This is a genomic window from Vibrio sp. 10N.286.46.A8, assembly GCF_041470165.1.
In the GTDB taxonomy this organism is placed as follows: domain Bacteria; phylum Pseudomonadota; class Gammaproteobacteria; order Enterobacterales; family Vibrionaceae; genus Vibrio; species Vibrio tasmaniensis_A.
In genome coordinates, this window is record NZ_JBFRLX010000204.1 from 1 (window position 1) to 12,486 (window position 12,486).

General features: G+C 44.6%; 11 protein-coding genes. 1 reads left to right on the forward strand and 10 read right to left on the reverse strand.

Going from position 1 to position 12,486, the window contains the following annotated elements; translation table 11 throughout:
- Window positions 1-92 precede the first annotated feature (92 nt).
- The 7 genes from rpsA to AB4232_RS18645 all read right to left on the reverse strand — a co-directional run bounded on the left by rpsA (window position 93) and on the right by AB4232_RS18645 (window position 8,669).
- Entirely contained in the window at window positions 93-1,763 is a 1,671-nt protein-coding gene (rpsA, locus tag AB4232_RS18615) for a 30S ribosomal protein S1 (RefSeq protein ID WP_012604398.1), read from the reverse strand.
- Window positions 1,764-1,869: 106 nt separating this feature from the next.
- Window positions 1,870-2,550: a (d)CMP kinase gene (gene cmk, locus AB4232_RS18620; RefSeq protein ID WP_017104105.1), complete on the reverse strand. Its 681-nt coding sequence runs from the start codon at window positions 2,548-2,550 to the stop codon at window positions 1,870-1,872.
- A 278-nt stretch (window positions 2,551-2,828) separates the two neighbouring features.
- On the reverse strand, window positions 2,829-3,575 hold the full coding sequence (gene kdsB, locus AB4232_RS18625; protein ID WP_372087721.1) for a 3-deoxy-manno-octulosonate cytidylyltransferase: 747 nt from the start codon (window positions 3,573-3,575) through the stop codon (window positions 2,829-2,831).
- Window positions 3,575-3,754 (reverse strand): Trm112 family protein, encoded by a 180-nt coding sequence (locus AB4232_RS18630; protein WP_004736429.1) that lies wholly within the window; start codon window positions 3,752-3,754, stop codon window positions 3,575-3,577. The genes kdsB and AB4232_RS18630 overlap by 1 nt, the downstream gene beginning before the upstream one ends.
- Window positions 3,735-4,742: a tetraacyldisaccharide 4'-kinase gene (gene lpxK / locus AB4232_RS18635; RefSeq protein WP_372087722.1), complete on the reverse strand. Its 1,008-nt coding sequence runs from the start codon at window positions 4,740-4,742 to the stop codon at window positions 3,735-3,737. Before lpxK ends, AB4232_RS18630 begins: the two co-directional genes overlap by 20 nt.
- A gap of 14 nt (window positions 4,743-4,756) precedes the next feature.
- The gene (gene msbA / locus AB4232_RS18640; RefSeq protein ID WP_009847143.1) at window positions 4,757-6,505 is read right to left on the reverse strand and encodes a lipid A ABC transporter ATP-binding protein/permease MsbA; all 1,749 of its coding nucleotides are present in this window, start codon (window positions 6,503-6,505) and stop codon (window positions 4,757-4,759) included.
- Window positions 6,506-6,536: 31 nt separating this feature from the next.
- The gene (locus tag AB4232_RS18645; protein ID WP_372087726.1) at window positions 6,537-8,669 is read right to left on the reverse strand and encodes a DNA internalization-related competence protein ComEC/Rec2; all 2,133 of its coding nucleotides are present in this window, start codon (window positions 8,667-8,669) and stop codon (window positions 6,537-6,539) included.
- Window positions 8,670-8,884: 215 nt separating this feature from the next.
- On the opposite strand from AB4232_RS18645, the gene AB4232_RS18650 reads away from it, so the two are divergent.
- Window positions 8,885-9,397 (forward strand): DUF2062 domain-containing protein, encoded by a 513-nt coding sequence (locus AB4232_RS18650; protein WP_009847146.1) that lies wholly within the window; start codon window positions 8,885-8,887, stop codon window positions 9,395-9,397.
- A gap of 220 nt (window positions 9,398-9,617) precedes the next feature.
- Here AB4232_RS18650 and lolE read toward each other — a convergent pair whose 3' ends face one another.
- The 3 genes from lolE to AB4232_RS18665 form a co-directional block, all read right to left on the reverse strand.
- Window positions 9,618-10,862 (reverse strand): lipoprotein-releasing ABC transporter permease subunit LolE, encoded by a 1,245-nt coding sequence (gene lolE, locus AB4232_RS18655; RefSeq protein WP_065679610.1) that lies wholly within the window; start codon window positions 10,860-10,862, stop codon window positions 9,618-9,620.
- Window positions 10,863-11,555 (reverse strand): lipoprotein-releasing ABC transporter ATP-binding protein LolD, encoded by a 693-nt coding sequence (lolD, locus tag AB4232_RS18660; protein WP_372087723.1) that lies wholly within the window; start codon window positions 11,553-11,555, stop codon window positions 10,863-10,865.
- A partial coding sequence (locus tag AB4232_RS18665) for an FtsX-like permease family protein (RefSeq protein WP_372087724.1) occupies window positions 11,548-12,486 on the reverse strand: 939 nt, incomplete at its 5' end. The genes AB4232_RS18665 and lolD, both read right to left, overlap by 8 nt.

Consider the following 12,486-nt stretch of genomic DNA (forward strand, 5'->3'; position numbering starts at 1 on the left):
ATTATAGACCTATCGGAAAAATAAGCAAAAAAAAAGGAGCCTTACGGCTCCTTTCTTGGCTAGATAGCTATAATTCTCTTAATGAGAAGCTATTATTCGCCTTTAGCAGCTTTGAATGCGTCTGCCATTGCGTTACCGAACGCGCCTTCATCAGACTTGTTCAGTGAAGCCATTGCTTCTTGCTCATCAGCTTCATCTTTAGCTTTGATAGATAGGTTGATTACGCGGTTCTTACGGTCTACACCAGTGAACTTCGCTTCAACGCTGTCGCCAACGCTTAGGATTAGAGATGCATCTTCGATACGGTCACGAGAAACTTCAGAAGCACGTAGGTAGCCTTCAACGCCTTCGATTAGCTCGATAGTAGCGCCTTTAGCGTCAACTGCAGTTACAGTACCGTTTACAAGAACACCTTTCTTGTTGTCAGCAACGTATGCGTTGAACGGGTCGTTTTCCATTTGCTTAACGCCAAGAGAAATACGCTCACGCTCTGCATCTACTGCTAGAACAACAGCAGAGATTTCGTCGCCTTTCTTGTATTCACGTACAGCTTCTTCGCCGGCAGCGTTCCAAGAAATGTCAGATAGGTGTACAAGACCGTCGATACCGCCTTCTAGACCGATGAAGATACCAAAGTCAGTGATAGACTTGATCTTACCAGTAACTTTGTCGCCCTTAGCTTGCATTTCTGCAAATGACTGCCATGGGTTAGCTTTACACTGTTTCAGACCTAGAGAGATACGACGACGTTCTTCGTCGATATCAAGAACCATAACCTCAACTTCGTCGCCAACATTAACAACTTTAGAAGGGTGGATGTTCTTGTTAGTCCAATCCATTTCAGAAACGTGTACTAGACCTTCAACGCCTTCTTCGATTTCAACGAAGCAGCCGTAGTCAGTTAGGTTTGTAACACGACCAGAAAGCTTGTGACCTTCTGGGTAACGCTTAGCGATTGCTACCCATGGATCTTCGCCTAGTTGCTTAAGACCTAGTGAAACACGAGTGCGCTCACGATCGAACTTAAGAACTTTAACTAGGATTTCGTCACCAACGTTAACGATCTCTGATGGGTGCTTAACGCGCTTCCAAGCCATATCTGTGATATGTAGAAGACCGTCAACACCGCCAAGATCAACGAATGCACCGTAGTCAGTAAGGTTCTTAACGATACCTTTAACTTCAGTACCTTCTTGTAGAGTTTCAAGAAGTTCGTCACGCTCAACACTGTTTTCAGATTCGATAACAGCACGACGAGAAACAACAACGTTGTTACGCTTCTGGTCTAGCTTGATTACTTTGAACTCTAGCTCTTTGTTTTCTAGGTGAGCAGTGTCACGGATAGGACGTACGTCTACTAGAGAACCTGGAAGGAAAGCACGGATACCGTTAAGTTCAACAGTGAAACCGCCTTTAACTTTACCGTTGATGATACCAACAACAGTTTCAGCTTCTTCACAAGCTTTCTCAAGTACGATCCAAGCTTCGTGACGCTTAGCTTTCTCACGAGAAAGTTGAGTTTCACCGAAACCATCTTCAACAGCGTCTAGAGCTACGTCTACTTCAGCACCAACTTCAACTTCAAGTTCGCCAGCAGCGTTCTTGAATTGTTCAGCAGGGATAGCAGATTCAGACTTAAGACCAGCGTCTACAAGAACGTAACCGTTCTCGATAGCTACTACAGTACCTTTAACGATGCTGCCTTGTTGGAATTCAGTTTCAGATAGAAACTCTTCAAAGAGTTGAGCAAAAGATTCAGTCATTATTTAATCTTCAATAATTAAACGTCCATGGGTATCCTACCGCATGGGGTTGATAAATTCGCCGGTCATCATCCTTGCGACCAACGTTCGTACTAGCTCGGCGAAATTACCCAGCCAGTTTCGATTCAATATAGTGTAGTGCTTTTTCGACTACCTGCTCAATATTCATTGAGGTGGAATCAAGCACTAGAGCATCCTCTGCAGGGCGAAGTGGCGCCACTGGGCGATTACGATCTCGATCGTCTCGCTCTTGGATCTCGCTCAAAAGGTCGTCAAATTTAACATCTAACCCCTTCTGTTGCAACTGTTTAAGGCGGCGACTCGCGCGCTCTTCAGCACTTGCATCTAAAAATATTTTCGCTTCCGCTTCAGGAAACACAACCGTTCCCATGTCACGACCGTCTGCAACTAAACCAGGAGCTGCGCTAAAAGCACGTTGACGACGTAACAGTGCTTCACGAACGCGAGGTAAAGCAGCGACTTTTGAAGCCGCCATGCCCGTCTCTTCTTTACGAAGTTCACCAGACACATCTTCGCCTTCTAAGATAACCTTCACTAGCTCACCCTCAGCGATAAACTGAACATCTAAGTGAGTTGCAAGCGGTACTAAAGCATCTTCTGATTCAGTATCCACACCATGGTGAATTGCCGCTAAAGCCAATACGCGATAGATCGCGCCTGAGTCTAGAAGATGAAAGCCTAGCTTATCTGCTAGTAACATACACAGGGTACCTTTACCTGCACCACTTGGTCCATCAACCGTAATCACTGGGCTTTGAGAAGGCATCTTTTACTCCACGTTTTGTCGTAAGTTTTATTCTGTACTAGCGATTCGCCACTACTTTATAGGCGGCATATTATAGAGAAAATTTGCAAGTCGAGCGAGGTAAATCTCAGATAATTCCGGGGTGATGCTACAGAAACCAATGCAACCAACTCAATATCCGTTAACTTAGATAAATAAGGCTGTCACTCGCTTCTCTTTAGGCATAAAAAAGCCTCGCGATAAGCAAGGCTCATGATTTTGCATTTTTGTAGAGCAAAGAAGTAGTCGCTAAAAGACGCTTAGCCAATAATAGCTCGAACCGCTTCTAGGTCTTCTGGCGTATCAACACCAGCTGCAGGTGCTTCTGCCGCAACGTCTACATGGATTTTTTCACCGTACCAAAGTACACGTAGCTGCTCTAGGCACTCAATACGCTCAAGGGTACTTGGTTCCCAATTGATATAGGTATTAATAAAACCCGCACGGTAAGCGTAAATGCCAATGTGACGAAGCAGTGGAGATTCAGCAGCTGTACCATTGTTCGCGTAAGCATCGCGATCCCAAGGAATAGTAGCTCGGCTAAAGTACAGGGCATACCCATCTTTGTCGGTCACAACTTTTACGGCGTTAGGATTAAACACTTCGTCAGCATGAGTAATTTCCACACCGAGTGTTGCCATCGGCGCTGTACTGTTCGCAAGGTTATTCGCAACCTGATTAATGATTGCAGGTGGAATCAGTGGCTCATCACCTTGAACATTCACGATAATATGATCATCAGGAATCTTCATGACTTCAATCACTTCAGCGAGGCGCTCAGTGCCTGATTCATGATTCGGTGATGTCATACAAACGGTCGCGCCAAATACTTTGGCCGCTTTTTCAACTCGAGCGTCGTCGGTAGCGATAATAACTTTATCAGCACCTGCTTTCATTGACTGTTCGTATACCCATTGAATCATCGGCTTGCCACCAATGTCAGCCAGAGGCTTACCTGGTAAACGGCTCGATTGGTATCTTGCAGGTATAACAACCGTATAAGACATTACTTACCCTCATCCATTGAAACGGTGCGAGCTTCAGGTTCTAAAAGAACAGGAATACCCTCTTTAATTGGGTAAGCAAGGCGATCAATTTTACAAACAAGCTCTTGCTTATCTTTGTCAAAAGTTAGTTTACCTTTACATACAGGGCAAGCAACGATCTCAAGCAGACGGTGATCCATAGTATTCCATAACCTCTTTTATTCTTTTTAAAATTTGCTGTTGCGAATCTTCATTGAACTGCGCAGAAACTGGAAGATACCACCAGTTGTCTTGAGCATACTCTTCGCATTTTACAGCGTCTTTTTCTGTCATAATCATATTCGTACCTTTTTTTGCTAAGGCATGAAGTTCATCTTTATCAAAATCTTGATGGTCGGCGAAGCCCTGCGTATAAACCACATCACCATCAAGATTATCCAATGTTTTAAAAAAGCGTGGTGGATGACCGATACCAGCAAAAGCCACCAGCTTTTGTAATTCTGCCACAGACCTTTTCTGACCCGTCTTCAGGTTAACCGCTTGGCTTGGAAGTAAAGACATCGAGAACTCTCGCCCGTGCGCTTCACCGCCATTATTAACCAAAAAGTCTACGTCATCTAAACGAGATATAGGCTCTCTTAATGGGCCCAAAGGAATTAGGCACTCACTACCAAAGCGTCTCGCACCGTCGATAACAGCAAATTCAATATCGCGTTCAAGTGCATAATGCTGAAGGCCGTCGTCAGTGATGATGACATTAACCCCTTCGCTCAGCAAAGCCTTTACTGCGTTTGCGCGCACAGGGTCAACCGCTACAGGCGCACCAGTTCGCTTACGAATCAAACGAGGCTCATCACCAGAGTGCTCTGCTGGCGTGTTTTCATCCAACACTAACGGATAGTTTGGTGCTTTCGCCCCATAACCTCGAGAAACAACACCTGGCTTAAAGCCGTGAGCCTGAAGCATCTCTACCAACCAAATCACAACCGGTGTTTTGCCATTGCCGCCAGCGGTAATATTACCAACAACAATCACGGGTAAAGGCGGGCGATAGGTCTCTTTTTTCCCCGATAGATAAGCATCACGACGTTGACCGCTGATCATTTTGAACAGCAGACTCAATGGCCACAATAGCGGCCAGAGAAAGTATTTTAATGGGTGATTGTTAAACCAAATTTTTTCGATCACAACAAGACCTAATCTTATCCGCTGAACTGAATTCGGTGTAGTTGTGCATAAGCGCCATCAAGGGCGATGAGCTCGGCATGTGCACCTCTTTCTACAATATGCCCATCATCAACCACTAGAATCTCATCAGCTTGCTCGATAGTAGATAGTCGGTGTGCGATAACAAGTACTGTTTTGTCTTTCTGCAGCTCTTCTAACGCAGATTGAATCGCTCTTTCTGACTCGGTATCCAATGCAGATGTCGCCTCATCAAGGATCAGAACAGGTGCATCTCTCAATAGAGCACGTGCAATCGCGATACGCTGTCTTTGACCGCCAGAAAGGCTCGCGCCATTTTCGCCAACAACCGTATCGATGCCATTTTCCATGCCTTCGATAAACTCGCTTGCATGCGCAAGTTTAGCCGCGTGTTCGATCTGTTCACGTGAATACTGTTCTTCAGCTGCGTAAGCGATGTTGTTCGCAACCGTATCGTTAAATAGGTGCACATTCTGGGAAACAAGAGCGAAGTGCTCACGTAGATTTCTTAATTCATAATCACGAATGTCGTGACCATCAAGCTCAATAGAGCCAGAGTCTACGTCATAAAAACGAGTAAACAGGTTCGCAATGGTACTCTTACCCGAACCTGAACGGCCGACAAGTGCGACTGTCTTGCCTTTCGGTATATTAAAACTGACCTTATCAAGCGCTGCTTTCTCTGCACCTTGGTAGGTAAATGTCACATCTTTTACTTCGACTTCACCCGCTACGGTTTCAGGCTTCAACGTACCTTTATTTTGTTCCGTATCTAGATCCATCAAACCAAATAGGGTCGTACTCGCTGCCATACCACGTTGGAATTCAGACGTTACGTTAGTCAGAGCTTTTAGTGGGCGTAGTAAACCAAACATCGCCGAGAACACAACAGTGAACGTACCAGGAGTAAGCTCTGCTTTAATTGAATCAACACTAGCAAGGAATAGAACAACTACGATTGCAAGTGATGCAATCATCTGAATAATTGGGTTAGCGGCCGCTTGAGCAGTGATTAGCTTCATGCTTTGTTGGCGCATTTGGTTACTAACTTGGTCAAAGCGGTGTTTTTCTAGATCTTGTCCGCCATACGTTAGAACGACTTTATGTCCTTTCAGCATTTGTTCTGCAGAAGAGGCGACGTGACCCATACTGGTTTGCATGTTCTTAGAGATCTTTCTGAATCGCTTCGATACGATACTGATTGCCCACGCGACAAGAGGGGCGACAGCGAACAACACCAAAGACAACTGCCAACTATTCCAGAACATCAGCGTCAACAGGCCAATAATACTTGCACCTTCACGGACAATACTGACTAATGCTTTACTGGTTGCCGCAGAGACTTGCTCTGAATCGTAAGTAATTCGAGATAGCAGCGCACCAGTCTGTTCTTTATCAAAAAAAGAAACTGGCATATGCATAAAATGGCTGAATATTTTACGTCGAATTTCCATGACCACATTGCCTGAAACCCAGCTCAAACAATAAGTTGAAACAAAGCCACTGATGCCACGAACGAACATCATGACAAAGATAATGAGAGGGAGCGTACGTAAAAAGTCAGATTCTGCATTACCAAAGCCTTCATCAAGTAACGGCTTTAGTAAGGAAATCATGTAGGTATCAGTGACAGCATTTATAATAAGCGCAATAACCGCAACACCAAGGCCGGCCTTATATAGTCGAATATAAGTCCAAAGTCTTTTAAATGTGACCCAGGTAGTTTCATCTGTTTGTGTTGACATAGAATCGCTTAATTTTCTCACAATAATCTTCCTATTCTACTCCCTTACGAAGCATCTGCCTATACCACTGTCTGCCTTGTTGTTCTCTAATCTCATGATATTGCCAACCTTCTTGACCAATACTGATGGTTATTTGGCCGCTTTCTCCAGTATCAAGCCAAGCACTCCCTGCGTCGTGATAACGTTCAATAACGGATTCACTCGGCATCCCCCATTGATTGCCTTTGGCCAAAGAAGCGATCGCTAACTGAGGTGAAACGGCCTCAATAAAACTGGCGATCGAAGACGTATTGCTACCATGATGAGGAACAAGCATTACGTCACTTCGAAGCCGTTCGCCTTCGCGTGCAAGTAACCACTCACTGACCAATTCAATATCACCAGTAAGTAACATCGAGAACTCTAGAGCGGGGTCAAAAAGCCTGACCACGCACGAATGTGGGTTATACGCCCTCTTCACTTGTTTGGGAGGCCACAAGACCTCAAAAGCAACCCCTTGCCAAGTCCATACTTCTCCTAAAATACATGCTTGAATATTTGACGATTCTTGAATCGTAGATTGTCCTTGTTGACTGATATTCTGACTGGCTCTTACCCACTTAGGGTTGTAATTTTCAAGTAACGACGGATAGCCACCAGCGTGGTCAGAATCGAAATGACTCACTATTACACCCTCCAACTCATGAATTCCCCTCTGATTCAAAGTAGGAATAAGTAAGGATTCGACAATGGAACCTCCTGGCCATGCGTTACCAAGATCGTAAACAACAATCTGATTGTTCTTTTCTAAGAGCAAAGACAACCCGTGACCAACATCCAAGATATCGATAATTAGTTTGTCTTGTTGAGGCTTGCCGAACTCCCACCACAGTACAAACACGGTAATAATCAATATAGATAGTGCTCGCTTGAAATATCGACTGACAAAACCGAAAAACAAGATGAGGAATACAGACAACTCAATCGTGTGATTATCCACTTGAAACCAAAATCGTTCAGAGAAAGGAAGACTAAATACGAGAGGCTCAAGCGATAAGTCGACCAACATCCATAATTGTTCAGACAAACCATTGTTGAATGTAGTTAAGCCAACGCCACCTGATACTGGCGCCAATATTAAGCTAAAGAACATTGCCAGGAACAATAGTGGAATAACCACCATCGACACCCAAGGTAAAAGGAGCAAGTTGTAGAAAACAGAGACTAAGCTGACCCCATTAAAGAACAGCATCGAAAAGGGAGCAATCAGGAATGTCAGCATTAACTGAATCTTGAAGAGCTGCAGTGCTCGGTCGATAAATGTTGAGTTGGAATCGGATGACTGACTATTTAACGCAATGTAAAGAACGGCACCTAACGCACCAAAAGACAACCAGAAGCTACTCGATAATGCTGAAAATGGCCAAATTAGCAGAACCACGCACAGACTTAAGGCGACATACCGAAACAAACTGATATTTTGCCCACGCCACAAGAAATAGCTGGCGATAATACACATCACCAAAGCTCTCAAGGTGGGCAGCGTGAACCCAGCAAACCAACTGTAGAAATAGGCTAAGCCGACTCCGAATATTGTGGGCAACCAAAGAAGTGAAGATGATAGTAACCTGAATACCTTTCCTACTTGATAGCCGATACCAAAGGCAATCCCAATATGCAGCCCCGAAATAGCCATCAAGTGAATCAAACCACTGCTTTTAAGTAAGCCCCAACGCTGAGAGTGAATAAGGTCTCGATAACCAAAACTCAAAGCCATAATGAGGTCTTGATTTGCCAGTTGACTTAACCTTTCAAGACTGTTTTCAAACCAATAGGACCGTAAGTTGCTATTGGTATGAATGCGATACTTTGTATTAGATCTGTAAATTGCATTGGCAACCACACCTGCGCTAAACAGATACTTTTCTAAATCAAAGCCTGCTTCATTGAGTTTGCCCCATACAGGCTTTATATACACAGATAAATTGACATCATCTCCGAGTGTTAACTTAAAAGGAGTAAACAAACGTAATTTTATCAATTGAGGAAAGATTAATTTTTCGCCGCCAATTGATCTAGCTACTATTACGCTTTCAAAACCGTGGCTATTTTCACTAAAAAGGCTAACAACCGAAGCATTTATGGTAGTATTCTGCCCTGATTGAAATAAGCGACTCGTTTGTATTTCAATTACATTCCCTAGGCAGATAACTAGTATCAATGCTGTTGCTAGACCTCTTGCACTCCGGAAAACGCTATACTTTGTTGATGCTAGTAGTAACAACAGCATCAATGGTGCCCAAACCCAATGAGGCATCACAGGCCAGAAGCTGGCAGACACAACTGTCGCAGCAAATGAAATCAAGAACCAAGTGTTAAACAAGAGAGTAGCTTCCTCCTATGCCAAGAAAGTTTATCAAACGATTTATGCCTGACCATGAGCTAATCAAGCGTCAGAAAGCATTGAAAGTTTTTGGCAATGTTTTGTACAACCCCAACTTATGGTGCCTTAATCGTCGCTCTGCGGCAGGCGCATTCGCTGTTGGGTTATTCATGGCGTTTGTCCCTCTACCAAGCCAAATGATTATGTCTGCAGGCCTTGCTGTCGCATGTGGCGTTAACCTACCTTTGGCTGTCGCACTTGTTTGGATCAGTAACCCGGTCACTATGCCCGTTCTCTTCTACTTTGCTTATAAAGTTGGGGCGTTTGTTATGCATGTACCACCTCAAGCCTTCCATTTCGAATTGTCTTGGGACTTCATCTTGGCGCAAATGAATACAATCGGGCCTCCTTTCTTACTGGGTTGCCTGATTTGTGGCGTGGTTTCAGCAATGATTGGCTACTTTGGTATTCGCGGGTTATGGCGTTACTCAGTAGTAAGAAGTTGGAAGAAGCGTCAAGCAAGGTACTGACAACTTTTCCTTGTCGTTCAATCTATCCTTGTATGCGCTTCACTTAAACCGCACACAAGTTAAAGTCAGATGAACCACAGAACTCTGCAATATTGGGATGTAACCACAGTCGTAAAGAATGCAGATTGAATTCAAAAAAAAAGGATCCCATTAGGGATCCTTTTTTTGTTTTTGTGTATGCCATTTGTCTATCATGCTACATGAAGTATTACTAAGCGCATTACTTCGAGCTAAGCACCGAGGCAGGGTTTAACTTGGCTGCTCGTGATGCTGGGTACCATGTCGCCAATAGGCTCAATACAATCGCTGTACCGGAAACCACAACAACATCCGTCATATCGAGTTGTGATGGCAAGAAGTCGACAAAATAGATGTCACCGGACAAGAACTGGTGATCAACTAGCCTTTCAAGCCCTTTGATAAGTGTCGTGAGATTAAGCGCCACTAACACGCCTATTACACTGCCCACCAAACTACCTAACACACCGGAGAATACGCCCTGCCAAACGAAAATGCGTTTCACAAGGCCGTCCGATGCGCCCATGGTTCTTAAAATCGCGATCTCTGATGCTCTGTCTTTTACTGCCATCATTAATGTCGAGACAATATTGAAACAAGCAACACCAATAACCAGTACCATCACCAGATACATAATGGTGCGAACCAACTGAATATCTCGATACAAGAAGCCAAACTTCTGTTGCCAGCTTCGTAGATACACATACACATCAAGCTGGTTACCCACCTCACGCACAATAGAGTTCGCGTTCAGAACATCGGTCACTTTTAAAGAAACCCCTGTCACTGCCTCGCCTAGGTTTGCGTAAACTTGCGCATCGCCGATCGGGATCAAAGCTAAGCTGTGGTCAATTTGGCCATTAAGCGTCAGCAAGCCAACCACTTTGACTCGAACACGTTTAGGTGCTTGAACCTTAACCGACCCATTCACCGTCGGGATCATCAGAGTCAGGTAATCACCGACTTTCGCGCCAAGTACATTGGCCACACCAGAGCCCAAAATGATTTGTTGTTGCCCTGCCTTAAAATCGCTCCAAGCTTGCTTATCGATAAAACTCGATAGGCTCGATACTTGTTGCTCAAGTTGTGGGTCAACGCCGCGAACTTCAATTGCTTTCAACTCTTTGCCTTTTTCGGCAAGCGCGGTTATTTTCACATAAGGCGCAGCAGCAACGACTTTATCGTGCTTTACCGACTCCTCAATCACATGCTCCCAGCGAGTTACTGGTTTATTCACGCCCTCAAACTCACCGTGAGGAATGACAGAAAGTACTCGTGATTGAAGCTCTCGCTCAAAACCATTCATTGCAGATAAGCCGATAATGATTACCGCGACACCAACAGCAATACCAATTGTCGAAGACAAGGAGATGAACGACACCATTTTGTCTCGTTGTTTCGCCCGGCTAAATCGGCCGCCTATCAATAGAGATAAAGAAGAAAACACTTAGCTCTCCTCTTTTTCTACGTTGACCAGTAAACCATCTTGCATGTGAAGTTGGCGATCCATCTTACCGGCAAGTTCACCATCGTGAGTCACAACCAAAAAGGCAGTATCGTACTCACGGTTCAGTTCGCGCATTAAGTCGTAAATAGAAAGTGCTGTGTTGTGGTCTAGGTTACCAGTCGGCTCATCCGCCAACACTAGCGCAGGCTTGTTCACCAATGCACGAGCAATTGCCACTCGTTGCCTCTCACCACCTGAAAGTTCTGAAGGTCGGTGGTCAACACGATGACTTAGCCCCACTTTATCAAGTAGCAACTGTGCTTCTTGTTTAGCTTTCGCTGGCTTCTCTCCACCTATCAACAACGGCATTGCTACGTTTTCTAACGCTGAGAAATCAGAAAGAAGATGATGGAATTGATAAACAAAGCCAAGATGATGGTTGCGAAGCTTAGCCTGCTTATTCGAACTCAAAGACGCTAAGTCTTGTCCGAGAAAGCTGACACTACCATCAGAAGCATCATCCAACGCCCCTAAAATATGCAATAGCGTACTTTTACCTGAACCGGATGTACCAATGATTGCGACTAGCTCACCCTTTTCTATTTCGAAGCTGACGCCCTTGAGAACCTCAGTATCTAACGAGCCTTCACGGTACGTTTTACGGATATCATTACATTGAAGAAAATTACTCATAACGAAGGGCCTCAGCAGGTTTCACAGACGATGCACGATAAGAAGGGAAGACAGTGGCAATCAAGCTAAGTGCAATAGCCAGAACCACAACAACGGCGATTTGAATTGGGTTAATTAAAATTGGCAACTGTCCACCAAATGAAAACAGAGCAACACCCATCGCCTCTAAAATAGTATTGAGGTTCGAAGCTAAAATCACGCCCAGGATGCCACCAGATAATGCGCCGATCACACCACTACTTGCACCTTGAACCATAAAGATCCCCATCACTTGACCATCACGCATACCTTGGGTTTTTAAGATGGCGACTTCGGACTGTTTCTCCATCACCACCATAATAAGCGCAGAAATAATGTTAAACGCAGCAACACCAATGATCAGCCCAAGCATCAAACCCATCATGTTTTTTTCCATTCGAACGGCTTGGAATAGCTCGCCACGTTGGTCTCGCCAATCGCTCCACACCCAACCTTCCGGTAGCGGTTGGTTTGATAGTTCTGCCACTTCAAATGGGTCATCAAAAAACAGTCGCCAGCCTGAAATGGTGTCTGATTTATAGCGCATCAAACGCCCAGCATCGTTGATATCTGTCACCATCAATTGAGCATCGATATCCGAACCCGTGTTAAAAATCCCAGCTACGGTAAAATTTCGCTGGCTTGGAATACGTCCTAACGGCGTGTATTGGCTGGCACTGGTCACCATTAAGCGAACTTTGTCGCCCATAGACACTTTCAAGTTTCTTGCCAAGGTATGACCAAGGAAAAGCTGATACTGACCAGCTTTGAGTGAAGACAGTCTGCCAGCAATTAAATGATTCTGAAGAGGGTCATCTGAATTTGGCTCAATACCGATTAACAAGCCCGCAGATAACTGAGCAGGACTTTGGATCACCGCTTCACTGCGAACAATAGGTTCTACGTGGCCATT